Genomic DNA, 25,731 nt, shown 5'->3' on the forward strand with positions numbered 1-25,731 from the left:
CAGATAAGCGTGTCACAGCATCAAACCTTGCGTGGTTGCCAAGTTAGATATACGGTATACGAAACAAGGCGGCTGTGGCAATGGAGTTTTCGTGAGCCTCATCGGAATCATAGGTGGAGGCGTAGTCGGGCTTAGCACTGGCATTGAATTGCTGCAGGCCGGGCACCGGGTTGCGCTGGTCGATGATGACGCTGCTGGACAGGCCGCTTCGTGGGGCAATGCGGGGCACATCGCCGTCGAGCAGGTCGAACCGCTGGCTTCGTGGGCCATGGTGCGCTCGCTTCCCCACCGCCTGTTCCTGCGTGGCGGCGCGGCGTCCTTCCCGCCGGGCGCGGTGGCCGAATGGCTGCCCTTCGGACTGCGCCTACTTTCAGCGGGACGCCCGAAGCGCTTTGCGACGGGATGTGCCGCGATGGCGCCGCTGATGGACCGCGCGCTCCCGGCCTGGTCTTCGCTCCTGCACCGGATCGGCGCGCAGGATCTTCTGCGGAGCGACGGGCATCTGGTTTTGTGGAACAGCGCCGCAGCAGCGCAGGCCGGCCGCAGAGCATGGGAGGGCGCACGCACTGGTCCGGCCACCGTGCATCCGGCCAGCGGCGATGACCTCTCAGCCTTGTCGAGGATCTGCGCGCGGCCGATTTCGGGCGCCGTCCGCTTCAGCGGTACGGCTCAGATCGCCGATCTGGGTGCCTTGCGCCACGCGCTGAGGCAGGCCTTCGTCGACCTCGGAGGTGCGCTCGTACAGGAACACGCCTCGCTTCAGCTGCAGCACGGGCGCGTGCAGGTGCACGGGTTGGAGGCGGACAAAATCATCGTTTGCGCGGGAGTTCGCTCAGGCGCGTTGATGAAAGCCGCGGGACACAAGGCACCGATCATCGCGGAGCGCGGCTATCATGTTCGCGCCGATGTAACCAGATGGCCCCGCGATCTGCCGCCGGTCGTGTTTGAGGAGCGCGCGATGATCGTGACGCGGTACCGACAGGCCGTGCAGGCCGCCAGCTTCGTGGAGATGAACCGGCCGGACGCTCCCGCCGATCCGCGCAAGTGGGAGAGACTGGAAACGCACATCGCCGAGCTTGGTTTGCCGATCAGCGGCCCCTTCCGCCGCTGGATGGGATGTCGGCCCACCTTGCCGGATTATCTTCCCGCCATGGGGCGCTCGACGCGGGTGCCAAACCTCTACTATGCGTTCGGCCATCAGCATCTGGGGCTGACGCTGGCCCCCGTCACCGGCAGGCTCATGGCATCCGTCATTGCCGGTGAGGCACCCGACATCCCGCTCGGCCCGTTTGACATCGAGCGATTTTCCTGAGGACCGATTTCATGATTGGCGGATCTACCATCGAAGCAGAGCTGGCGCGGCTGGCGCCATGGGCGAATCCTGCAGCGGCGATTACACCTGACGAACGGGATGCTCGCATGGACCGGGCTTGCAGGTTCACCGCAAACAGTGGCGCTGACGCCCTGCTGGTGAACGCGGGCGCCTCGTTGCGGTATTTCGCAGGCGTGCCCTGGGGGCCGACGGAGCGCCTCGTTGCAATGTTGCTGGCCCCAGGGCGCAAGCCTGTCATCATCTGCCCGCACTTCGAGATCGGCACGCTGCAGGCGGATCTTGCCATCGCGGCGGAGATCCGGACCTGGCAGGAGGACGAGGATCCCGTGGCGCTGGTCGTGGATAGCCTGCGAAGCATGGGAGCACGAACCCTTGCGCTCGATCCGGAATTGCCCTTCCACTTCGCCGAACGCATCCGGGTGGCGGAAGCCGTGAGGCTGATCGACGGCATGCCCGTGATCAAGCAGTGCCGCATGATCAAGTCGAGCGCTGAACTGGCGCTGATGCAGCAGGCCAAAAGCATGACGCTGCAGGTCCACGAGGCGGCGGCCAGGATACTGCGCCCGGGCATACGGCAAAGCGAAGTGGAGCACTTCATCGATGCCGCTCACCGCCGCCTGGGCGCGAGCGGGTCCAGCTTCTGCATCGTCCAGTACGGAGAGGCGACCGCCTATCCCCACGGGCTTCCGGGTGACCGGGAGCTTCAGGAAGGGCAACTGGTGCTGATCGATACCGGATGCCGGGTCGAGGGATACCACTCCGACATTACGCGCACATACGCGTTTGGAACGGTGTCGCAGGACATCCGGGACATCTGGAACGTTGAAAAGGAAGCGCAGCAGGCAGCGTTCGATGCCGTGCGCGTCGGAGAGACCTGCGAGAGCGTGGATTACGCGGCGCGTGCCGTTCTGGACAAGGCAGGTCTGGGCCCCGACTATGCGCTGCCGGGCCTTCCTCACCGCACCGGCCACGGTATCGGCCTTTCCATTCACGAACCGGCCTATCTGGTGCGAGGCGACCGGACCCCGCTGGCGGTCGGAATGTGCTTTTCCAATGAGCCCATGATCGTCGTCCCCTCACGCTTCGGCGTGCGGCTGGAAGACCACATGTATGTGACCGAAGAGGGTGCGCGGTGGTTCACCGAGCCGCAGCACTCGCTTGAAGCGCCGTTCGGTTGACGCACCGATGGCGGATCTGTGGCAAGCTGGCTGCCGTGCCCTGCGGTTCCGCCTGCTTCCGCTGGAACATCAGTCGTGACAGATAGCCACTCCTAACGCGGAAGCATGGTTGGCGGGCCTTGTGAAAGGCCCGCCGATCCGTGCGCTTACGCGGACTGGAGATTGACAGCCGAGGTCTTGCCGCGGCGATCGGTTTCCAGTTCGTAGGATACGCGCTGGTCCTTGTTGAGGGTGCGCATGCCAGCGCGCTCGACGGCGCTGATGTGCACGAACGCGTCGTCCCCGCCCGTTTCGGGAGCGATGAAGCCATAGCCCTTGTCGGCGTTGAAGAACTTTACGGTGCCGGTGATCATATGGGTATCCTTTGCCCAATGCAGGTATGACGGGCATACGCCAACGGCGGCGCATCCCGGCTTCGTGAGGCTGTAAGGGACAAAGGGGAGCCTTGGCGGCCCAATATCCGTCGCAGGCGACGTGTCAGCCCGGCTCTTGTACGCGGATCTGGACAATTAGATAGCCCTGATCGCATTTCTTCTCCAAATCGCCTTTCGAGCGCCGGTGAAACGCGACGGATGAATTAGCCCGTCGATTTCATGCCTGCCAAGGCATGTTCCACGCGGCCGAGGCCTTCGGCGGAATCCACCGCCAGATCAAGCGGTCGCCCGCCGAGCGTGACGCAGGCGGTATTGAGGTAGGCGATGGCCTCGTCCCGGCCTCCCAGAACTTCGAACGCCAGCTTCGTCACCTTGCCCTGGCGGCTTGCCGCGTCCGGCGTCAGCTTCGGCGTGTTGACCCAGCGAGCCTTGGGGCGGGAAGGTCTGGGTTTCTCGTCTGTGTTCATTGCGGGGTTTTCCTGCTTCTTGGTCGTTCACGTGATGGCAATCACCTCTCTGCCCTGCGGCAGGCCCGGGACTATGAGCGTAGGCGGCGGATTGGATGCTCATGGCCATCGCGGATACGCGGCAGCGCCGATCTCGTGGCGCAGGCGCGCGATCCTGGCTTCGTAGTGGCGCACCACATCGAAACTCGTCCCATTGTCGCGACTGCTCTTATTATCGGCAGCGTACTGAATGAGTGCAACTTGATGGTGAAAAAGTAATTCATTGAGACCCATGCAAGCTCTCCATTCCGCGGAAGCGCGTTCAGTCTCTCAGTCATCGGCAGGCGATTGGATTTCGACGTTGAGAGTAGCATACATGATGTTTGGAGCTGTAGCGAGGACGATCGTCCTCATTGGCCGATATTTTGCGAAGGAAGCGCCGGTTGTAATTTCAGTTTTCCGATGTATATGGAGATAGCTGCGTCGGCTCTGTCGATGCTCGCTCGCATTTTGCGGGTGTTTTTCAAACATCAGCCAACTTTCATGATCGCAGACTGCGCACGCATGATCGCAGGCGCTCTCCGATTGTGGGAAATTCAAGTTTGGCCAAGGAAGAATTGCTGACCATGGAAGGGTTTATCGAGGAGATCCTCCCCGATGGCCGCTTCGCCGTCCTCCTCGACAATGAGCACAAGATCATCGCTTATACAGCGGGCAAGATGCGCAAGTTTCGCATCCGCTCCGTCGTCGGTGACCGCGTGCACGTCGAGATGACGCCTTACGATCTTTCCAAGGGTCGGATCGTGTTCCGTGAGAAGACACCTGGTCAAGCTGGCGGGCCGCCGAGGCGGCGCAGCGGATTCAGAAGATAAGAGGCGGGGCTGTCCCGTCAAAATGGGATACTATGCACATCGATACGCAAGGCGCTCAAGGGCGTTTCAATACTGCCACTTACCCCTCCCATGGATCGCGCGATCTCCAGATCAAGAAGCCGTCCGGCTTGTTGAGCCAGGAGCATCTTCGGCGTCTCGTCGCCGCCATGATCGACTGAGCCTCACCCGTCGCGCAAGACCTCGCTGAGTGTCGGCGGTAAGCAGCGGTTCCGTCGTGGAGCTGATTGTAGCCGCCCAACCAGACGCTCCTCCAGCGGGCGCGAGCGGCGAGATGCTGCCTTCTCATTCTCCTCTGCTAGACGTTCTCTTTTACTGTCGCCTCCAGGAACGCCAGTGTCTGCGCCCACGCGAGCCGGTCAATGAGCGGATCATATCTGACGCCCGGCACCTGCTCCATTTCGGCGGCTTCGTCGTCCGAAAAGGCATGCCACCCCTCGCTATAGATCGTGATGTGGTGGTCGGCGCCAGCATGGCGTAACTCGTCCCGCAGCGCCTCGACATCGCCCGAAGGCGCATAAGGGTCCCGCTCGCCGGTCAGGATGAGCAGCTTCGCCTGCACCTCGCCGGCCTTGGCGCGGGCATGGGTGTTGAGGAGGCCGTGGAAGCTCACGACACCGCGCGCGGGGGCTCCGCTCCTCGCCAGTTCAAGAGCGCACATCCCGCCAAAGCAGAAGCCGATCGCGCCGACACGCTCCGCATCGACCTGCGGCAAGCCACGCAGCGTCTCAAAGGCAGCCACGATCTTTGCTCGAAGCCGTGCAGGCTCATGGAAGAGAGGTGCCAACGACGCGTTCGCTTGCCTGGGATCGTCGTAGAAGGCGCCGTCGCCGTAGAGGTCACTTGCCAGAGCGACATAGCCTTCTCTCGCGAGAGCTTGTGCGCGCTTGATCGGTCCAGGTCCAAGGCCCCGTGCGTTGTGTATTACCAGGATAGCGGGGTGCGGGCCGGACCCTTCAGGCACGGCCAGTTGCCCTTTGAAGGTTGCCCCATCATGTGAATAATCGAATGCCCGCGCGTCAGTCATCATCCGCTGTCCCAGATCCTGTACAAGAAGGTGTGCTTCAACAAGAGTGTCACGGCGCCTCTAGGTTAGCGTCGCGCTTAGGAACCGGGGCCTTTGTTGCCCACAATGAAGCCCCCGCTTCTATGACCGTGATGCTGCCAATGCCTCTCTATGCCCAGAGCCCCTCTTGTGCGCACAACTCTTCATAGCGGGTAGGCTTTCATCATCGTAGACCGCCGTCAAGCGCGGCAGGGGGCGCCGCCGAGTTTGCAGTCGCTGATCCTGCGCGCGATCAATGCCTCGAATCGCTCGCTGACCGCCTCGACATGGCGCTTCCATCGATCTGCAGGCAGCGTGTGCGCTCCGCACAACACGTTTGTAGTCCCTCACGGCAACACCGATCCGTCCCCGTTGCCGCGCAAGAGCAGGAGCGCCGCCGATCGTTCTATCCGAGGGCGCAATCAGTTTTGTCTCGCGAGGCACAGAGAACGTGCTTCGTGGCGCTGCCCTGTTCCGGTTTATCGGCGGAAAGTAGCCGCAAACTGCAGTATTTCCACGATTTGCAGGGGGAGCTGGAGCCTCCGCTTTGACGCTGCCGGCGTTGGTGACCGCCGGTTGGGTACTAGCCGAGCCGTTAAGTATGTCACACTGTAAGAACAGTGTTCCCGCAGCACTGGAAACCGGCGGCAAAGATCAGGGAGGGATCAAAAACAATGGGCGTTTCACGCTTCAAGATGGTTCTGGCGGCATCCACGTCGTTAGTTACCTGCACACCGGCGTTCGCGCAGTCTGCGACGGATGAAATCGTGGTGACCGCACGCCGTGTTGAAGAACGACTGCAGGACGTGCCGATCTCGATCACCGTGTTCAACGACCAGCAGCTCGACAACCGGAACGTTACCTCCGGCGCCGACCTGGCCACTTACACGCCCTCCCTGTCGGCGAATTCGCGCTATGGCCCGGAGGCTGCAACCTTTGCGCTGCGCGGATTCGTGCAGGAGAACTTCACCTCGCCGTCCGTTGCGGTGTACTTCGCGGATGTCATCGGTCCCCGCGCGCAAGGTGGCACCCCCGGCGGCAACGGAGCCGGGGTGGGGCAGTTTTTCGATCTGCAGAACGTACAGATTCTGAAAGGTCCGCAGGGGACCCTGTTCGGCCGCAATACCACCGGCGGCGCCGTGCTGATCGTACCTCAGCGTCCCACGGAAGAGCTGGGCGGTTACGTCGAAGGCTCGATCGGCAACTACGACATGTATCGCCTGCAAGGCGTGTTGAACCTGCCTCTAACCGACACTTTCAAGGTGCGCCTGGGATTTGAGCGGCACGAGCGCGACGGCTATCTGAAGAACCGGTCTGACATTGGCCCTGACGCTCTGGGTGATGTCGATTATTGGGCCGTTCGCGCGGGCATCCTGGCCGAACTGACTCCTACGCTCGAAAACTACACGATCGTTCGGTACGGCCATTCGGATTCGTACGGCATCACGGGCAAGGTTACGGTGGCTAACGTTGCGGGCTGCGATCAGGGCGTGGATCGCTCACGCTTCGGTTTGCCCACGCCCGGCAGCACGGCTTCCTTCCTCGCTCCGATCGCATGCAGCCAGGGCCTGGCTCGCGCCAAGGCGCAGGATTACGGGTACTGGGATGTCGAGAACGGCCATCCCGATCCTTCGCTCAAGATCAAGCAATGGTCGGTCATCAACACTACGACCTGGCAGGCCAGTGACGCGATCACGATCAAGAACATCGCGAGCTACCAGGAATTCCGTCAGAGCCAAGGCTTCAACATCGGCGCTGACAACTACGTGATTCCCGACACGAACCCCAATCCCGCTTTCCGCGGCCTTCCCTTCACCTGGGTCGGCCTCAATCCGGATCCGAATTTCGACAACGTCGAGCAGTACACCGCCACTGAAGAGCTGCAGATTCAGGGCCGCACGAGCGACGGCAAGTTGAACTATGTCCTGGGCGGTTATTACGAGACCAGCGGTCCGCTCAGCCCGTTCCAGGGTTCCTATTCGCCCATCACGTACACGTCCAGCGCGCCGGTGGCGCCTGGCGTGACGATCCCAGTCCTTGTCACGATAAGTTGCAGCGATATCAACACGCTCCAGTGCCGGGGCGTCGACAGCCTCGGCAGCGGCCGGTTCCCGGGTCTGGTCCAGAATTCTCTGACGCGCTATCGTTATGAAAACATTGGCTTCTTCGCGCAGGGGACTTACAACTTCACGGATCAACTCTCGGTCACCGGCGGTATCCGCTACACGATCGACAAGGTCAAAGGTCAAGGCGCGACGCGTCAGATCTTCTTCTTTGCCCCCAATACGCCGACCTTCACATGTGCGGCCTATCCGACGCGGCCGGCTGATAATCCCGAGAATTGCCTGACCACGATCAAGCAGAAGTCGGAAAAGCCCACGTGGCTCATCGATATTGACTACAAGCCCATGCCGGACGTGCTCCTGTACGCCAAGTATTCACGCGGCTATCGTCAGGGCAACGTGAACGCATCCAACACCGTGCCCGTCGCCTGGGGGCCTGAAAAGGTCGATGCCTACGAAATTGGCTTCAAGACCTCGTTCCGAGGCACGTTGAGCGGCTACCTGAACGCCGCTGCGTTCTACAACGACTTCTCCGATCAGCAGCTCGCTGCAAACCTCAATCCGGATCCGTCCATTCCCAACAACACGAACTCTCCGGCGCAGGCGATCGTCAACGCTGGTAAGTCCAAGATCCAGGGCATTGAAGTGGATGCGGCGCTGGCAGCCTACGGCTTCAACCTGACGCTTGGCTATGCCTATCTGGACACGAAGCTGAAGTCGTATACGCCTCCGATCTTCCCCGGCTACCTGCCTCCTACGACAGGGGCACTGGTTGGTGGTGAACTGCCTCAGTCACCGAAGCATCGCGTCACGATCACGCCCTCTTACACGCTGCCGCTCGATGACAGCATCGGCCAGATCACCTTGGCGGCGACGTACACTTACACCGCAAAGCAGGTCGCCTCCAACGATACGCCGTTGGGCATCCTGCCTTCTTCAAACCTCTGGAACTTGAATCTGAACTGGAATTCGATTGGCGGCAGCCCCGTCGACCTTTCCGGCTTCATCACCAACCTGACAAATGAAAAGTACCCGATCTTCGTCGGCAACAGCTGGGCCTCGACAGGCACTGAAAGCCTGATCCTCGGCCAGCCTCGCATGTACGGCCTCCGTCTGAAGGTTCGCTTCGGCGGAGAGTGACAATCCGCCAGGTGCCGCAGGACGGACGGTCCTGCGGCACTCGTACGTTTCGGGAGGTCCAACGCCGCCTCAGGCGTTCTCATGCGCCGGACGCAAGCTTACGGTGGCGGATCGAGGGCATCGTCGGAGGTGTTCCGGAAGCCGTTTCATCCGGAGACAGTCCGGCGTTTTCACTTGAAGCGGTTGCTCACCGCTGCAAGGCCCTCAGGCACTGTCCGCTTCCGCCCGAGGATTCTCCGTGCACCGCTTCCGTTCCGTCTCGCTACTCGTTTCCGGCCTTTCCGTAGTCCTCGCCGCCACGCCCGCACTCGCCGGGTCTGGCATGATTGCTGGAACCGATGTTCTGCGCACGTGGAATCTCGTGGTGCTGGGCGATCTGACGTCGTCATCGGAAGTGGAGGGGCGCACCTTTGTCGGGGGCAACCTCAACGGCAACTCCTCCAACTATCAGATCCAGCCTCTTCCGCCGTCAAGCAGTGGAACGCCCGGGCTGACGGTCGTTGGTGATGTGAATGGCGGCACGAAGAACCTTAACAATGGTTCGGGTGCGATCGTGGGCGGTAACGTCAACAGCGGGTTCAATCTGAACGGTGCGAAGCAGACGGTCCAAGTGGGAGGCAGCGTTAGCAAGACGAACGTCAATAACAACGTACTCACCTCCGGGCTCGCAGCCAGTGATCCGGCCTTCGTTCAGAACCTGTTTCAGCAAAAGAGCCTCATCGAGACATCGATGACCGGCCTGAGTCAGACGTTGAGTACGCAAACAGCCAACAGCCAGTTTAGTATTCGCGGCAACACCGGGACGTTCAATTCGCAGCCCGGAGCGGACGGCGTGGCGGTATTCAACATCTCTGCTGCCGACCTCGACAAGATTGGCGAGATCAAGTTCAACCTAAACGGTGCCGACACTGCCATCGTCAACGTGTCCGGCAAGGCAATCACGTTGAACGACAACTTCCTCGGCGGCACGCAAAATTTGGGCGAGCACGTGATCTGGAACATCACCGAGGCGCAGAACCTTTCGCTGACGACCGCATGGGGCGGCTCTGTACTTGCCCCCGGCGCAGCCGCGACGACCGGGAATTATATTCAGGGTTCGGCAGTGTTTGGCAGCCTCGAACAGAACGGGGAGATGCACATCGGCACTTATGCCGGGGGGTATTACCCGCCGAGCACGCCGACACCTCCCTCGAGCAGCAGTTCCTCAGGGGGCACAGCCGTGCCTGAGCCGGGTACGCTGGGTCTGTTTGCCCTGGCCTTTGCCGCGCTGCTTTGGCGCCGGCGCCGCGTACCGGCCTGATAGGGAACAAGTAGACCAAGTTCCATCCCCAAGATGCCTGCCTTTGCATGCGGACACTTTCGCTTCTGCGAACGGGTTCGACGCCAAAGTGCCACGTGGCAAATGCGAACTACATCGGCCGAAATCGGCGTCGACGGCAGATTGCAGCCGCCGTTCCCGAATCATCGGCTATGTGGATGCCGGGGTGGCGCTTCACCTTATGCGGTGCCGAAGAGGGGTGGTCCTGCTCCGAAAGTCGCGCGCGTAGATGATCCGCCAGTCGCAGGGCAAGGGCGACAATTGTGAAGGTGGGATTTGCATGGCCGCCGGTCGTGAAGGTGGCACAACTCGACACGTAAAGGTTATCGACACCGTGAACCTGGCAATTGCCGTCCACCACACCTTCGCGAGGGTTGGACGCCATGCGCAAGGTTCCGATGTGGTGGAAGGTGCCGGATAGCTCGTCCCCGATGGGACCGGTGTCGTGAAGCCAGTCTTCCAAGACCAACGACCCGGTGCGGTTGCGCGAAAAGTGTTCGGCCAAGATCCTGGCGAAGTGCGCCGACGTTCGCCGTTCCTCAGGGTTGATGCGCCAGTCTACGTGAAGCTTGCGCAGGCCAAGCCTGTCCCTCTCGGCGGACAGGGTGACGCGGCTGTCGGGATCGGGCTTCTGCTCGAGGTCTATTACGAGATTGATCGACCTCACTGGAAATGCCGCGTGGCGGTGTTGCCACCCTCGCCGCCAGAGGTTCGTCAGCGCGGAACCGGGATCGCGCACAAGACGGTTTAAGGCCTTGGCCCTGCCAACAGGGGGAGCGGCAGTCGGGTAGGCCAGCGACTTCAGCGCCTCCCAGCCGGAGGCGGCATCGGCCTCGTATGTGAAGATCACGCTGGCGTTGAGCAGCTTACTCTCCCGCTGGACCTGCTCGGACATCGCAAGCCCGCTTTCATACTGCAGCCCCTGGCGGGCACCGAAGATGCCGTAACGATCCTGGAGGGAAAGGCCGGTGCGTTTGTCAGTTTCAAGGCGCGCGATGCGGCCCCTGGGATGCTGCATGAAGAAGCGGCCGGCGTTTTCCAGTCCCGTCCCAAGGCCGCCCTCAACATGGTCGCGGCTGGAAAGAAGCAGTCGCGTGCTCTCCAGGCCGCCGGCGCAAAGCACGAAGGCGCGGGCCCGGACCAGTATGGTCCTGCCTTCGAGCGTCGAGGCCGTCACCGCCTCCACCCGCTGCGGCAGGCCTGTCTTCCCGGAAGCGTGCCAACGGATCACGTTGGCATGCAGGAGAACCTCCACGTTGGAGGAGGCTTCGAGCAAGGGCCGGTATTCGCGCCCCCAGTGGCGATAGAGCCGGTTGCCGATCGGGGCGTAGCGCCAGAGATAATTCGCCAGACGAGGATCATCAGGGGCTGCAATTTCCAGATCGCGAGCGGCTTCGGCGTCGTCAACCCAGGGGGTCGCGAACCCACATACCATTTCCGCTGCACGGTAGTAATGAGCCAGGTCGGCATGGCGGATCGGCCAGCCGGAGTGCGGAACCCAGTTCCGCCGCGCGAAATCGATGCGGTCGAGTTTGCCGCAGCGTCCGGTCCATTCGGATGTGGAGCCACCTAGAATCCGGCACCGGCCGGTGTCCATGGTCATCGGGTGACCGCCGACTTGGCCTTCATACAGAGACTGCGTGTCCGGTTCGAATGCGGAACCCCCGCTTTCGAGGACGCCTATCGAAAGGCGGCTTCCTGCCAAGGCCTGAGCGATGGAAATGCCGGCTGCTCCCGCACCGATCAGGCACACATCGTAGTGCAGCCCGCCGTGCGGAGTGTCCGCGATGCGAAGATCCGTTATCACCGTTACTATTCACCCCGTATGCGTGACGGGTGTAGCGCGCGGTAAATGTCATGAGAACAGGGACAAGCCGAAGTGGACCTTTCAACGCCGGGCGCGGGTCCAGTAGGCTTGGGTTATATTAGTGATGTTATTGCAAAGGCAGCGGAAGTTTTGCTGTTGCACTGCAATGCGCGTTGAAACCATAACGGATCGTCGCCCTTGCAACAGGCGTGGAGAGATCCGTTGGCGCCTTTTTTCAGGTCTCGACTTCGATGGGCAGGACCATGCGACAGACGACCCCGTCTGGTGCGAAATCGACGGTTGCTCCGGTGCCCTCGCCCCGTGCCAGGCTGCGCGTGATGAGTGTCTGGCCAAATCCCTGCCGAATCGGTGGCGTCACAGGCGGGCCTCCGCTTTCCGCCCATACCACTTCGTAGAGGTTGCCGTTCAAGGTGGAGCCTGAGACGGTCACTTTGCCGTTCTCTGCCGACAGTGCCCCGTACTTTACCGCGTTCGTTGCCAGTTCATGCACGACAAGGCCGAATGCGATTGCCACATCCGGAGCCACTGTCCGTTCCAGCTTCGAAACAGCCAGGTGAGGGCCGGCGGCGCTGACGTAGGGCGCGAGTTCGGTCTCAATCAGCGCGGCCAGGTCTATGCCCGCCCAGGAGGCGTCCGCGAGAAGACTGTGGGTCGCGGCAAGAGCCTGTATCCGGCGCGTAAACCGCAGTCGGAATTCCTCGAGGCTGTCCGATCCCGCCAGAGTGCGGCCGCATATGGAAAGGACCATGGCAAGCGTGTTCTTCACGCGATGATCCAGTTCATGCATCATCAGCGTCTGCCGCTTTTCGAACGCCTTGCGCTCCGAGAGGTCGACGAGAGTTATCACCGACCCGCCGATGGTCTCTCCCGAAACGCGAAGGGGGGCCACGCTGACCAGCAGGTCCTTGCGGGCGTCCGGATGGAATGCGAAGGCTTCCACCCCCCTGGCGGCGCTGCCGGCGGCCGCCAGGTCAAGCAGGCCGTCCGATGTCGAAATCCTGCCGTCCTCGGCGAAGGCAAGGGGCAGCGCATCCGTGAAATGGCGGCCGATTGCCTCACCGGGCATCAGGGCGGAGGCGGCCGCATTGGCCTTGATGATGTTGCCGGCGCGATCGCACACCACGACCGCTTCGTTGGCGGAGGCGATGACGGCTTCGCCGATGCGCTCGGATTCTTCCAGGGCCGCAGCCTCGACGCGGGCCGTCACGTCGCTGAACGTCAGGGCACAGCCAGTGCCGAACGCCATCGGCAAAGGCGCTGCCGTGACCATGAGGTGCCGATTGCTTCCTCTATGGCTCTGCACGAACTGCACCTGATGGCGACCGTGGCGCGCCTGTTCGATTGTTTCACGTACGACCTGCGCCGAGTTCGCATCGAGCTTCTCAAAAATGGGAAGATGCTGCAGTTGCGTCGCCGCGCAGCCGATGAGGGCGCAGAAAGCGGCGTTAGCGTAGAGCACGCGGCCCTGGTCATCGAGCGCTATTGCACCGATGTCCATCGCTTCCATGATGGCGCGGTAGCTCTCCTGTCCTCCCGACAGCGCGAAAACCGTATCTTCGTTGGCGTTGCGGACGACGACCGCGTCTGCATCACCTTCGCGGATGGCGCGGAGTGTGTCCTCCGCTTCGACCAGGCGGCGCCGCAGCTCTTCCAGGGAAAGCGTATCAGGCACCGCTTCGTCCATCACGCAGGATCACCCAGTTGCAGATGGACCAGCACCTTTTCCGTATCCGACAGGTCCCCGATTATCTTCTGAATCGGCACCGGAAGTTGGCGGACGAGGGTGGGTATCGCCACGATGTTGTGCTCCCGGGCGAGCCGCGGGTTCTCTTTCAGGTCGACTACCTTGACCACGTAGCTGGAATCGAGGTGTTCGGCGCAGATCTTCTCGAGGTTGCGGATGGCGGCCACGGACTTCGGGGTCTGCCCGGCAACGTAGAGGGTGAGTTCTTTCGGCTTATTCATGATCATCCCCCAGAAGCGTTTCGACCGGCTGCGAGTTCCGCAAGATCTGCAGCGGCTTGATTACGGTAGTCTTCCTCCGCCTTCAGAAGGCGATGGAGTTCAGCTTCCTCGGCGGCAACTTCGGCCTGCAATGTCGCAATCTCCAGCTCCGCGCGGCGCCGGCGTTGAGTCACCTTGTCCTGCAGGGCCATGACCTCTGCCCGACGGGAGGTCTCTTGCCTGCGGTCCTGCGCCTCTGCAAGGCGACGCGCGGATCCTGTCAAGGCGCCGTGAGCGCCAAGATAGGGCTCAAGGAGCCGTATTCCGTTTTCCGTCATCACGAACTCGCGCACCTGGTTCGAGTGCGCCATGCCGCGGGCCTTGAGGAGGTAGAGTTCGCGATTGAATTCACCATTGACCTCGCGGTTCAGCAGCAGCAGCCAAGCGTCCATCAGCGAAGAGAGCCCGGCGTCAGTCTTCCCGACAGTCTGGTCATGGGCCAGATTTGTGAAAATGCCCGTGATGCCGTTGGACTTCAGGTAATCGACCATGCGCAGGAGCATGGCCTGCACCTCGAGCTGCTCGCCGCTGTCGAGGAAGGCTGAAATCGGATCGAGCACCACCAGCGACGGCCGGAAGCGCGAAATTTCCCGTACCATGATGGCGAGATGCATCTCGAGGCTGTAGAATGTCGGTCGTGCCGAAATGCAGCGCAGGCGCCCTTCGTCGATCCACTTGGCCACATCAAGGCCGATGGAGCGCATGTTGCGCACGATCTGGTCGGCCGATTCCTCAAACGAAAAGACCATCGCCCGCTCGCCCCGGGCACAAGCCGCGTCGACGAAGCACATGGCGACCGAGCTCTTGCCGGCGCCCGCCACGCCGGAGAACAGGATGCTGCTTGCGCGGTGGAAGCCCCCGCCGGTCAGCATCGCGTCAAGGTCCGCGATACCGCTCGACAGGCGTTCGTCGTAGACCTGGTGTTCGAGCCCCAGCGAACTGACCGGAAGCACGCTGAAGCCGTCCTCGCCGATGAGGAAGGGGTATTCGTTTGTGCCGTGCGGGGTGCCACGGTACTTGACGATCCGCATCCGGCGGGTGGAGATCTGGTTGTGGACACGGTGATCGAGGAGGATCACGCAGTCCGAGACATATTCCTCCAGTCCCTGCCGGGTCAGGGCTCCGTCGCCCCGTTCCCCCGTGATGACGGCGGTAAGCCCCTTGTCCTTCAGCCAGTCGAACAGCCGTCGAATTTCAGCCCTGAGAATCGCGGGATTCTGGAAGGCGGAGAACAGGCTTTCGATCGTGTCGAGCACGATACGCTTGGCGCCGACTTCTTCGACGGCAAGCTCGAGGCGCATGAAGAGGCCTTCGAGGTCGTAATCGCCCACTTCAGCCAGTTCGGAGGGATCGATGGCGATATGTTCGATCGCGATCAGCTCCTCCTCGACGAGGCTGTCGAGTTCGAAGCCTAGTGAGGCAACATTGTCTACGATATCCGAAGGGCGTTCCTCGAAGGTCACGAACACCCCCGGTTCGCCCGCGCGCGCGCCGTTCACGAGGAACGTGGACGCAAACAGCGTCTTGCCGCAACCGGCCGATCCGCAGACCAGTGTCGGCCGGCCGCGGGGAAGGCCGCCCATCGTTATGTCGTCGAAGCCCTCTATGCCCGTGAGGGCTTTTTCGATGCCGGCGGTCATGATCGTCCCAAGTTTCTTGAGGCCGGTGCTTAAGGCAGGCACGGGCCGGTGGCAACTACAGGATAGTTCCTTTGCGCCGCCGCAGAATCAGCATTCGACGACGTTGGCGGCAAGACCGCCAAGGCTCGTCTCCTTGTACTTGCTGCCCATGTCCAGGCCCGTCTGCCGCATGGTCTCGATCACGGCATCGAGGCTGACGATGTGCCGCCCATCGCCTTGCAGGGCCAGGTAAGCGGCGTTGATCGCCTTGACGACGCCCATGGTGTTGCGCTCGATGCAGGGTATCTGAACAAGGCCCCCGATAGGATCGCAGGTGAGGCCGAGATTGTGTTCCATGCCGATCTCGGCCGCATTCTCGATCTGCTGGTTCGTCCCGCCGAGGGCGGCGACCAGACCGGCAGCCGCCATGGAGCAGGCGACGCCGACTTCCCCCTGACAGCCCATCTCCGCAGCCGAGATCGAGGCGCGCTTCTTGTACAGGAAGCCGATCGCGGCAGCCGTCAGCAGCAGCGTTCGTTCGCCATCGCGGTCCGCTCCCGGCACGAACTTGCGATAGTACAGGAGAGTGGCCGGGATCACCCCGGCGGCCCCGTTGGTGGGGGCTGTGACAACCCGGCCGCCGGCGGCGTTCTCCTCGTTCACCGCGAGCGCGAAAAGGCTCACCCACTCGAAGGTCTGAGCCGGCCCGAGGCTTTCCGCCTGAGACCTGAGCCGCGTGTGGATGGATTTGGCGCGGTGGCGAACCCTGAGGCCGCCCGGCAGGACACCCTCTTGCCTCAGGCCCCTCTGCACACAGGCGTCCATGGCATCGATGATGTGGTCAAGACCTGCAAGGGTCTCCGGCTCCGTCCGCCAGATCCCTTCGTTTCTGAGAACCAGCGTGGCAATACTAAAGCCGGTCTCTTCACCGAGAGCCAGCAGTTCGGCGCCCGAGGAAAAGGGGTAGGGCTGGCGTTGGTTATGCAGGCCCGCCGCTGTGTCCGCCGTTGCGCCTGCCGCTTCCGGGGCCATGAGCGAGTCGGCCGTGCCGCACACGATCGCGCCACCCCCGACGGAATACCAATAGGAGGATACCGGCTCGCTCTCACCGCCGATCCAGGCGGAGAACCGCATCCCGTTGGCGTGCACGGGGAGGAACGTGTCCCGGTGGAACACCAGATCGACAGCTTCCTCGAAGGCGATATCCTGCTCAAACTGGCGACTGCGCAGGCAGCCATGCTCCCGGATGTCCGAGAGAATGGCGGGCACCTCGTCGGGATTGATCGCTTCCGGCCGCAGCCCGGAGAGACCGAGCAGGATGGCGCTGTCGGTCGCATGGCCCCGTCCGGTGAGAGCGAGCGATCCATAGAGATCGCACGTGACACGGCGAGGCGCTTGCGGCAGACTTTCCATGAAGGACAGCGCCGCGCGCATCGGCCCCACCGTGTGGGAACTCGACGGACCTATGCCGATGGAGAAGATCTCCAGCACGCTGATCGCGAGGGCTGAGAGGTCGGCATCGGAGATGTCGTGAGTGGCGGGGGCTGCGGCGTGTGTCTGCATGGCGTTATCGACGGTATAACGTGGTTTCCCGGCGGCGAAAGAGCGGCTCGTAACGCGGGAAGGTGCATCTTCGCGCGTCCATCGCTTTGCCGGACCGGGACAGTCCATCGGGCATGCGATCGATACAAAGTGTTAAGGCGTGATCATGCAGGGTCGAATCGGAGAAGTGCACTTCAAGGTAGGATGATCAGTTGATGGTGCTGGTCCAGTTATGATCGTTGCGTTCGCCAGAAAGATCCGAAGCAGTCTGGCTTCGGAATACCTGTTGCCACTGCTTCTACTTACAGGCGCAAGCTTTTCCTGTGTGCTGATACTGCTGTTCTACGGAGCCTCGGTTCAGGACCAGATGCAGCTGGAACGGGAGGAGAAAGCGCTTCAGAACGTGGTGAAATCGGCTTCCCTGCTGGTGCGTCACGACCTTCAGGATTATGCGAAGTGGGACGAAGCGGTTCGCCATATCGACCAGCGCGTCGATCCCGCCTGGATCGAGGATAACGTGGTGGCCTATCTGGGCGGCACCCAAGGATACAACCAGATCTTCGTCCTCGATGGGGAGGATAGGGTAGTCTACAGCTGGAAGGACAGCCGGTTCGACACCCGCGTGGCTCAGCGGCGGCTTGGCCCCGATTTCATGGACTCCCTCGCCCTCGTACGACGCATCCCTCAAGACGGTGCGCCGATCGTCAGCGGCTTTTCCCGGGCCAACGGGCAGATATATCTCTTCGCGACAGCGGCCATCGTTCCACTCACCTCGAAGGTGGGCCTCAGTGGACCACGCCCCAAGCTGCTTGTGATCGCACGGATCGTCGATTTCGACTGGCTGACACAGTTTGCGGATGATCTCCCGGTCAGCGTCGTCCGGCTGTCCCGATCTCGCGACGATACCGAGCAGCAAAATGTCGCTATTCGCGGACTGAATGGTGCTCCCCTCGGCTGGATCGGATGGGAGCCCTTCCGGCCCGGAACTCTCCTTCGGCAGCGGCTCGCACCGGGCGTGGTCTTCTTCATGCTGATCGGGGCGATGGCCGCCGTACTGATCCTGCGGCGGGGGAAACGGGCCGTTGAGGATCTGCAGCAAAGCGAAAGGCGGGCGCGGCACCTTTCCGACCATGACATGCTGACAGGCCTGCCCAACCGCCGCGCGCTGATGGCCCGGATGGCCGTGGCCGTTTCGGGCGGGACAAGACTGACCTTGCTCCTCATGGACCTTGACGGATTCAAGAACGCCAATGACGTCTACGGACATTCGGCCGGTGATCTCCTGCTGCAGAATGCCGCAGCGCGTATACGCAATCTCGCGCGTGACGTGACGGTTGCGCGCCTTGGTGGTGACGAGTTTGCGGTGCTCATCCCCTCCGAGGCCCGGGTGTCGGCGACTGAACTTTGTGTCGCCATCCTGCATGCGTTTCGCGAGCCCTTGCGGATCGGAGCGTACAAGATACGGCTCGGCATAAGCATCGGCTACGCGGTGTCCGACCCGGAACGAACTGACCGGGAAAGCGAACTCCTGCGCCGGGCCGACGTCGCCATGTACGCGGCCAAGGCCGCAGGCAGGAACTGCTTTCGAGCCTACGAGCCTGAACTGGACGACAGCCATCGTCTTCGGGTTCAGATGGAAAACGATTTGCGCCTTGCGGTGGAGGAAGGGCGGATCAGCGTGCAGTACCAGCCTATCGTGGATGCCGCGACGTTCGAAGTCGTCGCCGTGGAAGCGCTGGCGCGGTGGTGGGATCCCGTCCACGGCAATGTTCCGCCGGACGTGTTCATTCCCATCGCGGAGATGAGCGGACTGATCACCGGACTGGGCCGCCATGTCCTTCTGACCGCCTGCGCGGCGATGCGGGACAGCAAGTTCGATCTTGCCGTCAATCTGTCGCCTGCGCAGTTCTGGGACGGAGAGCTGCTGCGCGAGGTCCAGGCCATACTCCAAGAGACGGGGTTCCCTCCGGAGCGCCTTGAGCTGGAAATAACGGAGAGCCTGATGCTGCGCCAGCCGCAGGGCGCCTGCGAGATCATCGACGGCTTGCGTGCACTCGGCGTGCGGTTTGCGCTTGATGATTTCGGAACCGGCTTTGCGGGTATTGCTTACCTGCGGCAGCTCCACTTCGATCGCCTCAAGATCGACAAGGCGTTTATTACCGCCATTGAAAGCGAACGGCGCGCGCAAGACATGCTGGTGTCGATCACCGGCCTCGCCCGCGCGTGCAACCTCGATGTCTGCGCCGAAGGCATCGAAACGGCGGAGCAGGCCCGCATCGCTCTCATGTCGGGCTGCAACCGGCTCCAGGGTTGGCTGTTCGGCCGCCCACAGGATGCCGAACACCTTCTGGCTTTTTCGTCCGACACGGCAAGCCGCGTCGCGTAAGGCCGCGTTCCCGCGGCGTGAGTCCCCGATGTCGCGCACACGGTGATGGCCGGCGGCGGCGTCGAATCAGCCGCTCACGATGATCCCGAGGAAGCCTCCGGCGCGGTGGAGCATACGCGGTTGCGGCCGTTCTTCTTCGCTTTGTAGAGCAGGCCATCGGCGGCTGCGAACCAGCCTTCAACGCTGGCGATGCCGGGATCAAGGGATGATACGCCCAGACTGGCCGTCACGCGCAGCTTCTCCCCGCCTGGGATATCGAAGCTGTGGCTTTCGATGGCGGCTCGGAAGCGTTCTGCCGCAGCGACAGCCTCCACGCCATCGGCTTCGGGAAGAAGCAGCGCAAATTCCTCCCCGCCCAGGCGACCGAAGGAATCGCTTGGTCGCATCGATGAGGTGCACAGCTGGGCCACCTGGCGCAGAACCTCGTCACCCGCCGGATGGCCGTGCTGATCGTTGATTATCTTGAAGTGATCGATGTCCAGAGCGATCAACGCGGCCGAACGCTGATGCCTCGTGAAGCGGGAGAATTCCTTGGCGGCCTGTTCCATGAAGCCGCGGCGGTTGAGAGCGCCGGTCAAGTGGTCCCGCTGAGCGATCAGGCGCAGTTCCAGCTCATCCACCACGATATGCGCAAAGTTCGTCAGGATCGCCATGTCGCCATCGCTGAATGTGCGCGGCTCCGTGTCGATAGCGCACAGTGCACCAACGTTGTAACCATCGGGCGTCTGCAGCGGAACGCCCGCATAGCTGCGGATATGCGGCGCCTCCTGAACGAGCGGGCTATCGGCGAAACGGGGATCCAGAAGGGCGTCGGGCACGACGAGTGGCTCGCGCTGCTGGATCGTGTGCGTGCAGAACGATATCGACCGGGGCGTTTCCACAGCGCAAAGACCGCTGCGCGCCTTGAACCACTGTCGTTCGCGATCGACCAGCGTCACTGTTGCCATGGGAACGCCGAGAACGGTCCGGACCAGATTCACGATCTTCTCGAACGCCTCTTCTGGACCGGTATCAAGCACCTCCAGCCGCTCCAGCGCTGCCATGCGCCCCTCTTCGTCTTGCAATTTGGCGTCAGACATCGGGCGTTCCTCGAACCACAGCCTGCATGGCGGCGGTCAACTCCCGCCCGTAGCTTTCGACGAGCTGTGTGACGCTTGCTGTCACGACATCCTCATCCACGCCGGCCGCGCGAAGGCTGGTGACGAGGGCAGCCAGATGCTGATGGTGCCGCTTGACACTGGCTGCAAGCTCGGGCGGCAACTCCGCCTCGTCCGGAAGGGGCGGTACAATGCTCGGCATGGTGTCAGGCATGAGCGGCCTCCACCTGCGGAATATTGTCTGGTAGCATGTGCATCCTCACGATCCGGAAGCGATAACAAGCCGCTACCGGTTAAGTCTGCTATCTTGCTGCAAGTTGGTTAAAAATTCCCTTCAGGGCTGCTGCGGGTTCTGACCTTTCGGCATCGCGATATCTCTCAGGCCTGCCGCTTTCGGCAGCGGAAGCCGGGTGCGGGACAACCCGGAGGGGTGCTACACCGACGATCCGACGAGGCGAGACGGATGATCAAAAGGCAGACAGTGCAGGCGAGAAGGCGTCATCCCGACTTCGTAAGGGGCGGTGAGACCGGGCTGTCCATTCCCAGCCACCCAGAGGCTTTGAAAGAGGCCGGCCCGCGCTTTCTGACGGAGGCATTCCAGGCCTGGGGCGCCCTTGGAGCGGACAACGCGGTGGAGCGAATCGTTGACGCCGTCCCATGCCCCGGCGGCAGCACCGGTGCCAAGATCTTCCTGACCGTCGAGTACGCTCGCCCTCATCGCGCCTTGCACGAAGAGCTGTTCGTAAAGTTCTCCCGGGACTTCAACGACCCTTCACGCGATGATCGCGGCAAGTTCGAGATGCAAGGGGAGATAAGCCTCGCCCGCCTGTCGCGCCTGCCGGACTTTCCGGTGCGGGTGCCGCGGGTGTACTTCGCGGATCAGGAGCAGGCGACGCATACAGGGATCCTGGTGACGGAACGGATTGCCTTCGGGGAAGGAGGGCTGGAGGAGCACCACGCCAAATGCCTCGATTATCGGATCGAAGAGCCTCTGGAGCATTACAGGGCGATAATGAAATCGCTGGCGCGCCTGGCCGGTGCGCAGCGCTCGAACCGGCTGGCGGGAGAGGTCGAGACGCTGTTCTCCTACCATCCGGATGTGGCGGCGACCAGCATCCCCATCGGCTATTCGGCGTCTGACCTGCGTGAGCGGGTCCTGCAATTTCAGCGTTTCGTGGAGGAGGCGCCGCAGCTTTTTCCCGCGCCTCTCCGCGAGCCGGCGTTCTTTGCCCGGCTTGCCGAGGAGTCGGGCCGCTTCGCAGGGCAGGAGGCGGCAATCAATGCTTTCCTCCAAAGCGATCCGGCCTTCATAGCCCTGTGTCACTGGAACGCGAACATCGACAACGCTTTCTTCTGGCGCGGCGAAGATGGCCCGCTTGAATGCGGCCTCATGGATTGGGGGCGGGCCGGGCGCATGAATGTTGCGTTCGCCATATGGGGATCGTTGAGCGCGGCGCACCACGACATTTGGGAGCATCATCTCGACGACCTGCTCCTCCTCTTTGCAAAGACGCTGGCAGGCGAGGGCGGACCTCGCCTACCGATCAGCGTGCTGCGGCTGCACCTTGAACTCTATGCGGGAATCATGGGGCTTAGCTACTTCCTGGACTGTCCGGCGCGCATCCGGAATGCTGCGCCAACGGTGATGACGGCGGCAGGGATCCACGACCCGGTTGTGGAGGGGCATGAGCACGTGCGCAATCAACTCCACATCGCAACCGTGGTCCTCAACCTGTGGCGTCGGCGCGGCCTTGGAGCCCTGCTTGACAGCCTGTCGCATCAAACGGCCGGGCACGCGGGGTCCTGATTGCCCAGCGCGTGCTGGGGGAACGCTTGAAGGTGCAGCGTCACGGCCGCTGTTCCCGTCGGTCATATTTCCGGAAGGAACGCATCTTCGGCTGACTTGTTGGGCTTTCAAGACAGGGAGCTTATTGATGCCGACCATGCAGAATGCCGACGCTTCGGGTGCCCGGGCCGCAACGCCTGTGGCCATACCGGCAGCGGGATGGAAGCAGATCCTCTTGCGCAGTTGGCGGGAAGCCGGAAACGACAACCTCGGCCTGATCGCATCGGGCGTGGCGTTCTGTGCGATTCTGGCGATGGTGCCCGCGCTTGGCGCACTGGTCATGACCTACGGGCTCGTCGCTACACCGGAGACTGTGGCTTCCAACATCGGATCCCTGACTGCGATGATGCCCGAGGATGCTGCCAGGCTGATCGGTGAGCAACTCGCCAACGTTGTGAGCACGTCAGACGGAAAAAAGGGTTTCGGGCTAATCATCGCGCTCGGCATTGCCCTTTACGGCGTGATGAAAGGCGCGTCCGCACTCATCACCGCGCTGAACATCGCGTACGACGAGGAGGAGACGCGCAGCTTCATCCGCGTCAACCTCCTTGCCTTTTCAATCGCCGTCGGCAGCGTCCTTGTGGCCATACTCGCGATGATCGCAATCGCAGCCATGGCGGCGGTCGAGGCCATGTTCCCGGCTGCTCCGCCGTTCCTGACAGGGCTGGCCAAGCTGGCGTCCTATCTCGTCGTCGGGATTGTCGGCAGCGGCATGGCGGCTGGGGTCTATCGCTATGGTCCTGATCGCGCGCACGCCAAATGGAAGTGGCTGACACCGGGATCGATCTTCGCCTCGCTGTCCTGGATCCTCATCACGTTCGGCTTTGGCCTCTACGTTGCCAACTTCGGAAATTATGACGCCACCTATGGATCGCTCGGTGCGGCGATGGTGCTGCTGACCTGGCTCTACCTGTCCGCCTACACGCTCCTGTTGGGCGCAGAGCTGAACTGCGAAATCGAACGCCAGACCGCGCGTGACACGACCACAGGTCCCGAACTTCCTATGGGTGAACGCGGTGCCTATGCCGCCGATACCGTTGCTGCCGAGGTTGACGGCAACCGGCAGGCAAGCGCTTCCTGAAAAGTCGCGTCATCCGCCGATCCGATCAGCAAGGGCAGGAAATGCGTTTTTCCACCGAGGCTGGGAAGATCTAATAACGCCGGAGCTCTTTGGTTGATCGCGGGAAAAGCGTGGGACGATGCAAATTTACATGATGGCGACACTCTCCCTCGTTGGATCGGTGGTCATCCTCGGACTGGGGGTGCCGGTGGCGAGCGAGGCGAGCCAGCAGAAGGGGCAGGCCCAGTTCATCCGCTGTGCCGCCTGCCATTCCACACGAGCCGCTGACCGGCCTTCCACCGGACCGCATCTCGAAGGCATCGTCGGCCGCAAGGCGGGAGCGGTGACGAACTTCACGTATTCCGAACGACTGCGCAAAGGGGATTTCATTTGGGACGAAGCCAGGATCGACGCCTTCCTTGCAGCGCCGCAGTCGACCGATCCCGGCATGTGTCTCACCTTCCGGGGGCTGGCGAAGGCAGAGGACCGTGCGGCGCTTCTTGCCTACCTGAAAGCACCCGCGTCTTGACGACGATCCGCCCCGCGCGATCGTTGGCAGGAGCCGCTGTCGGGTAGCCTCACAGCAGCCCTCATATCAGCCGGGCGATCCGCCGCTCCTTGCTGGATAATGCATTATCTGTCAGTGGCAGCTTATGGACGAACCTTTTCTTCCCCTCGCAGGTAAGCGGGTGCTGGAGCTCGGCACGATGATTGCGGCGCCGTTCGCAACTCACATCCTTTCGCAGCTTGGTGCGGAGGTTATCAAGATCGAGCCGCCGGGCGGGGACACCACGCGCTCGCTCGTGCGTGGCGGACCGTCCGGAACGATCGTCGCCTACAGCCACTCCAAGCAGGCGCTGTGCCTCGACCTGACGGCTGAAGCCGGCAAGGACGTCTTCCGAAGGCTGGCTGCCACGGCCGACGTCGTGATCCATAATCTTGCGCCGTCCGCCGCGCGGAAGCTGGGCCTGACCGCGCAGGACTGCATGGCGGTGAACCCCGGGATCGTGCACGTGCACATCAGAGGCTATACGCATGGCCCGCTGGCCGACGGTTTGATGACGAACCCGATCGCCGAAGCCGCGACGGGGGCGATGGACGATCATCGCGTGGATGGGCGGCCCACGCGCTTTGGCCCTTCCTATCATGACCAGTTCGCAGGAACTTATGCCGTCATCCGGGTTCTGGCGGCGATGCTGGATCCCGCTGCCAGTGCGGAGGCGCGGACGATCGAGATCGGTCTTTACGAGACGGGGCTTCACCTTGCCGCCCGCGATCTCGCCGGGATGCAGCTCAAGACGCAGCTGCTTGGGCGTCTGGAAAAGGAAGGCGGCGGTGAGTTCTCGATGCCCGGCTACGGCGCCTACGTCACCGCGGATCAGCGCTGGGTTTACTTGCTGGTCCTGACAGACGCGCACTGGGCGCGGCTGACGCAGGCGCTTGACATGGCGGAGCAGGACGACCCCGCTTTTGCGCGGCTGAGAGACCGGAAGAAGGCGCGGGAACAGATAGAAGACGCCGTCGCGCTGGCGGTGTCCGGCTTCGGTTTCGCGGAGCTGGAAAGGCGGCTGGAGGATGCGGGCATAGGCTTTCATGAGGTCATGCCGCTGGAGCGGGTTCTGGAAAGGCCGCAGGCGAGGCAGCCGGGCAAGCTGCGAGAACTCAGCTTCCGCGGCCTTCACTTCGAGGTGCCGGAATTTCCCGGCGCCCGCTGCGTTGCTGGCAATCGTCCCCCGCCGGAGGTGGGTCAGGATACCACCCGATTGCTGCGTGAACTCGGCTACGATGCTGCCGGGGTGGACGAACTGTTGTCATCGGGCGCTGCCCGCGCCTATCAACCGGGCGACTTCGCATGGTCGCCCGTTCGGAAGGGTGCAGGCGAAAAAGGGTAGCAAGCCGGCATGATGCAGTACCGCACGAAAGAAGAGCAAGTCGCCGATTTTCTGCGCGAAGGCATCATCTCCGGGCGGATCGCGCGGGGCTCTCGCCTGAAACAGCAGGAAATCGCGACGCTGCTGAATACGAGCATCACTCCTGTACGGGAGGCGCTGAAGCTCCTTGCAGCCGAAGGCTACGTGCTTGGAGACAGCTTCCGCGGCGCGACCGTTGCGCCTTTCGACCTGGAGGCATCGAGCGAGGTGCTGTCCCTGCGCATTCTCCTGGAGACGCAGCTCGTACGGGCGGCGGTCGAGAAGGTGACGGCTGCCGATATCGGTGAGTTGCGCACGATGGCCGCCGAATTCGCCAGCGCCTTCGACGCCGGTGACAACGAGGGCGCGCGGGCTGCAAACTACCGCTTTCACCACCGCATGTTCGAAATTGCGCGAATGCCGCAGACGCTGCATTTCGTTCAGATTCTCTGGGCGCGCTATCCATTCGACCTCATCAATCGGTTGCACGGACGGGTCAGCCGGGCGGCGGACGAACACGACGAGATGCTGGCCGCCCTGATCGCGGGTGATGCAGCTGCGGCGATGCTGGCCACGCGGGAGCACATCGAAGCGGGCTTTCGCGAACTGCGCAATTCCGTCGCCGGCACGGCAACCTAAGGCACCTTCAGCG

23 protein-coding genes are annotated in these 25,731 nt (G+C 62.4%); 12 read left to right on the forward strand and 11 right to left on the reverse strand.

Annotated elements, in window-relative coordinates:
- Window positions 1-91 precede the first annotated feature (91 nt).
- Both QOL62_RS16105 and QOL62_RS16110 read left to right on the forward strand, forming a co-directional pair.
- The gene (locus QOL62_RS16105; protein WP_283406967.1) at window positions 92-1,312 is read left to right on the forward strand and encodes an NAD(P)/FAD-dependent oxidoreductase; all 1,221 of its coding nucleotides are present in this window, start codon (window positions 92-94) and stop codon (window positions 1,310-1,312) included.
- Between the two features lie 11 nt (window positions 1,313-1,323).
- Window positions 1,324-2,511, forward strand: coding sequence for a M24 family metallopeptidase (locus tag QOL62_RS16110; RefSeq protein WP_283406968.1), 1,188 nt, complete (start codon window positions 1,324-1,326; stop codon window positions 2,509-2,511).
- A gap of 146 nt (window positions 2,512-2,657) precedes the next feature.
- Here the strand turns inward: QOL62_RS16110 and QOL62_RS16115 are convergent, their stop codons facing one another.
- The 3 genes from QOL62_RS16115 to QOL62_RS16125 form a co-directional block, all read right to left on the reverse strand.
- Complete coding sequence (locus QOL62_RS16115; RefSeq protein WP_103728665.1) at window positions 2,658-2,864, reverse strand: cold-shock protein; 207 nt, start codon at window positions 2,862-2,864, stop codon at window positions 2,658-2,660.
- 224 nt (window positions 2,865-3,088) lie between these two features.
- Window positions 3,089-3,352, reverse strand: a complete 264-nt coding sequence (locus tag QOL62_RS16120) for an antitoxin Xre/MbcA/ParS toxin-binding domain-containing protein (protein ID WP_283406969.1) — start codon at window positions 3,350-3,352, stop codon at window positions 3,089-3,091.
- 99 nt (window positions 3,353-3,451) lie between these two features.
- Window positions 3,452-3,625 carry a hypothetical protein gene (locus QOL62_RS16125; protein WP_283406970.1) on the reverse strand — a complete coding sequence of 58 codons (174 nt, stop codon included), beginning with the start codon at window positions 3,623-3,625 and terminating at the stop codon, window positions 3,452-3,454.
- 308 nt (window positions 3,626-3,933) lie between these two features.
- Here QOL62_RS16125 and infA point away from each other — a divergent pair, with 308 nt between their 5' ends.
- Window positions 3,934-4,203: a translation initiation factor IF-1 gene (gene infA / locus QOL62_RS16130; protein WP_103728663.1), complete on the forward strand. Its 270-nt coding sequence runs from the start codon at window positions 3,934-3,936 to the stop codon at window positions 4,201-4,203.
- Between the two features lie 32 nt (window positions 4,204-4,235).
- On the forward strand, window positions 4,236-4,382 hold the full coding sequence (locus QOL62_RS16135) for a hypothetical protein (protein ID WP_158250625.1): 147 nt from the start codon (window positions 4,236-4,238) through the stop codon (window positions 4,380-4,382).
- Window positions 4,383-4,519: 137 nt separating this feature from the next.
- On the opposite strand, the gene QOL62_RS16140 is transcribed toward QOL62_RS16135, so the two are convergent.
- The gene (locus QOL62_RS16140) at window positions 4,520-5,248 is read right to left on the reverse strand and encodes a dienelactone hydrolase family protein (RefSeq protein ID WP_283406971.1); all 729 of its coding nucleotides are present in this window, start codon (window positions 5,246-5,248) and stop codon (window positions 4,520-4,522) included.
- A gap of 692 nt (window positions 5,249-5,940) precedes the next feature.
- Between QOL62_RS16140 and QOL62_RS16145 the strand changes: the two genes are divergently transcribed.
- Window positions 5,941-8,469, forward strand: coding sequence for a TonB-dependent receptor (locus QOL62_RS16145; RefSeq protein ID WP_283406972.1), 2,529 nt, complete (start codon window positions 5,941-5,943; stop codon window positions 8,467-8,469).
- Between the two features lie 238 nt (window positions 8,470-8,707).
- Window positions 8,708-9,769, forward strand: coding sequence for a choice-of-anchor A family protein (locus tag QOL62_RS16150; RefSeq protein WP_283406973.1), 1,062 nt, complete (start codon window positions 8,708-8,710; stop codon window positions 9,767-9,769).
- A gap of 109 nt (window positions 9,770-9,878) precedes the next feature.
- Here QOL62_RS16150 and QOL62_RS16155 read toward each other — a convergent pair whose 3' ends face one another.
- The 5 genes from QOL62_RS16155 to QOL62_RS16175 form a co-directional block, all read right to left on the reverse strand.
- Window positions 9,879-11,594, reverse strand: coding sequence for a GMC oxidoreductase (locus tag QOL62_RS16155; RefSeq protein ID WP_283406974.1), 1,716 nt, complete (start codon window positions 11,592-11,594; stop codon window positions 9,879-9,881).
- 235 nt (window positions 11,595-11,829) lie between these two features.
- Entirely contained in the window at window positions 11,830-13,299 is a 1,470-nt protein-coding gene (locus QOL62_RS16160; RefSeq protein ID WP_283406992.1) for a sensor histidine kinase, read from the reverse strand.
- Window positions 13,299-13,580: a circadian clock KaiB family protein gene (locus QOL62_RS16165; protein WP_103728682.1), complete on the reverse strand. Its 282-nt coding sequence runs from the start codon at window positions 13,578-13,580 to the stop codon at window positions 13,299-13,301. Before QOL62_RS16165 ends, QOL62_RS16160 begins: the two co-directional genes overlap by 1 nt.
- 2 nt (window positions 13,581-13,582) lie before the next feature.
- Entirely contained in the window at window positions 13,583-15,259 is a 1,677-nt protein-coding gene (gene kaiC, locus QOL62_RS16170; protein WP_283406975.1) for a circadian clock protein KaiC, read from the reverse strand.
- Window positions 15,260-15,346: 87 nt separating this feature from the next.
- The gene (locus QOL62_RS16175) at window positions 15,347-16,801 is read right to left on the reverse strand and encodes an L-serine ammonia-lyase (protein WP_283406976.1); all 1,455 of its coding nucleotides are present in this window, start codon (window positions 16,799-16,801) and stop codon (window positions 15,347-15,349) included.
- A 265-nt stretch (window positions 16,802-17,066) separates the two neighbouring features.
- On the opposite strand from QOL62_RS16175, the gene QOL62_RS16180 reads away from it, so the two are divergent.
- On the forward strand, window positions 17,067-19,166 hold the full coding sequence (locus tag QOL62_RS16180) for a putative bifunctional diguanylate cyclase/phosphodiesterase (protein ID WP_283406977.1): 2,100 nt from the start codon (window positions 17,067-17,069) through the stop codon (window positions 19,164-19,166).
- A gap of 74 nt (window positions 19,167-19,240) precedes the next feature.
- On the opposite strand, the gene QOL62_RS16185 is transcribed toward QOL62_RS16180, so the two are convergent.
- Both QOL62_RS16185 and QOL62_RS16190 read right to left on the reverse strand, forming a co-directional pair.
- Window positions 19,241-20,245 carry a sensor domain-containing diguanylate cyclase gene (locus QOL62_RS16185; RefSeq protein ID WP_283406978.1) on the reverse strand — a complete coding sequence of 335 codons (1,005 nt, stop codon included), beginning with the start codon at window positions 20,243-20,245 and terminating at the stop codon, window positions 19,241-19,243.
- A complete protein-coding gene (locus tag QOL62_RS16190; RefSeq protein ID WP_103728655.1) occupies window positions 20,238-20,477 on the reverse strand; it encodes a hypothetical protein in 240 nt (79 codons plus the stop codon). Before QOL62_RS16190 ends, QOL62_RS16185 begins: the two co-directional genes overlap by 8 nt.
- A 249-nt stretch (window positions 20,478-20,726) precedes the next feature.
- Here QOL62_RS16190 and QOL62_RS16195 point away from each other — a divergent pair, with 249 nt between their 5' ends.
- From QOL62_RS16195 to QOL62_RS16215, 5 genes are all read left to right on the forward strand, one after another.
- Window positions 20,727-22,070: a hypothetical protein gene (locus tag QOL62_RS16195; protein ID WP_283406979.1), complete on the forward strand. Its 1,344-nt coding sequence runs from the start codon at window positions 20,727-20,729 to the stop codon at window positions 22,068-22,070.
- Window positions 22,071-22,197: 127 nt separating this feature from the next.
- On the forward strand, window positions 22,198-23,190 hold the full coding sequence (locus QOL62_RS16200) for a YihY/virulence factor BrkB family protein (protein ID WP_283406980.1): 993 nt from the start codon (window positions 22,198-22,200) through the stop codon (window positions 23,188-23,190).
- A gap of 133 nt (window positions 23,191-23,323) precedes the next feature.
- On the forward strand, window positions 23,324-23,698 hold the full coding sequence (locus QOL62_RS16205; protein ID WP_283406981.1) for a c-type cytochrome: 375 nt from the start codon (window positions 23,324-23,326) through the stop codon (window positions 23,696-23,698).
- 124 nt (window positions 23,699-23,822) lie between these two features.
- Window positions 23,823-25,061, forward strand: a complete 1,239-nt coding sequence (locus QOL62_RS16210) for a CaiB/BaiF CoA transferase family protein (RefSeq protein ID WP_283406982.1) — start codon at window positions 23,823-23,825, stop codon at window positions 25,059-25,061.
- 9 nt (window positions 25,062-25,070) lie between these two features.
- Window positions 25,071-25,718, forward strand: coding sequence for a GntR family transcriptional regulator (locus tag QOL62_RS16215; protein ID WP_283406983.1), 648 nt, complete (start codon window positions 25,071-25,073; stop codon window positions 25,716-25,718).
- Window positions 25,719-25,731: the final 13 nt, after the last annotated feature.

Source organism: Novosphingobium panipatense (assembly GCF_900182875.1).
In the GTDB taxonomy this organism is placed as follows: Bacteria; Pseudomonadota; Alphaproteobacteria; order Sphingomonadales; family Sphingomonadaceae; genus Novosphingobium; species Novosphingobium panipatense.

Coding starts and splice junctions, on each gene's coding strand:
- QOL62_RS16110 (WP_283406968.1), top strand. CDS start 1,324: ATGATTGGCGGATCTACCATCGAAGCAGAGCTGGCGCGGCTGGCGCCA.
- QOL62_RS16115 (WP_103728665.1), bottom strand. CDS start 2,864: ATGATCACCGGCACCGTAAAGTTCTTCAACGCCGACAAGGGCTATGGC.
- QOL62_RS16120 (WP_283406969.1), bottom strand. CDS start 3,352: ATGAACACAGACGAGAAACCCAGACCTTCCCGCCCCAAGGCTCGCTGG.
- QOL62_RS16125 (WP_283406970.1), bottom strand. CDS start 3,625: ATGGGTCTCAATGAATTACTTTTTCACCATCAAGTTGCACTCATTCAG.
- QOL62_RS16135 (WP_158250625.1), top strand. CDS start 4,236: ATGCACATCGATACGCAAGGCGCTCAAGGGCGTTTCAATACTGCCACT.
- QOL62_RS16140 (WP_283406971.1), bottom strand. CDS start 5,248: ATGACTGACGCGCGGGCATTCGATTATTCACATGATGGGGCAACCTTC.
- QOL62_RS16145 (WP_283406972.1), top strand. CDS start 5,941: ATGGGCGTTTCACGCTTCAAGATGGTTCTGGCGGCATCCACGTCGTTA.
- QOL62_RS16160 (WP_283406992.1), bottom strand. CDS start 13,299: ATGGACGAAGCGGTGCCTGATACGCTTTCCCTGGAAGAGCTGCGGCGC.
- QOL62_RS16165 (WP_103728682.1), bottom strand. CDS start 13,580: ATGAATAAGCCGAAAGAACTCACCCTCTACGTTGCCGGGCAGACCCCG.
- kaiC (WP_283406975.1), bottom strand. CDS start 15,259: ATGACCGCCGGCATCGAAAAAGCCCTCACGGGCATAGAGGGCTTCGAC.
- QOL62_RS16175 (WP_283406976.1), bottom strand. CDS start 16,801: ATGCAGACACACGCCGCAGCCCCCGCCACTCACGACATCTCCGATGCC.
- QOL62_RS16185 (WP_283406978.1), bottom strand. CDS start 20,245: ATGTCTGACGCCAAATTGCAAGACGAAGAGGGGCGCATGGCAGCGCTG.
- QOL62_RS16190 (WP_103728655.1), bottom strand. CDS start 20,477: ATGCCTGACACCATGCCGAGCATTGTACCGCCCCTTCCGGACGAGGCG.
- QOL62_RS16195 (WP_283406979.1), top strand. CDS start 20,727: ATGATCAAAAGGCAGACAGTGCAGGCGAGAAGGCGTCATCCCGACTTC.
- QOL62_RS16200 (WP_283406980.1), top strand. CDS start 22,198: ATGCCGACCATGCAGAATGCCGACGCTTCGGGTGCCCGGGCCGCAACG.
- QOL62_RS16205 (WP_283406981.1), top strand. CDS start 23,324: ATGGCGACACTCTCCCTCGTTGGATCGGTGGTCATCCTCGGACTGGGG.
- QOL62_RS16210 (WP_283406982.1), top strand. CDS start 23,823: ATGGACGAACCTTTTCTTCCCCTCGCAGGTAAGCGGGTGCTGGAGCTC.
- QOL62_RS16215 (WP_283406983.1), top strand. CDS start 25,071: ATGATGCAGTACCGCACGAAAGAAGAGCAAGTCGCCGATTTTCTGCGC.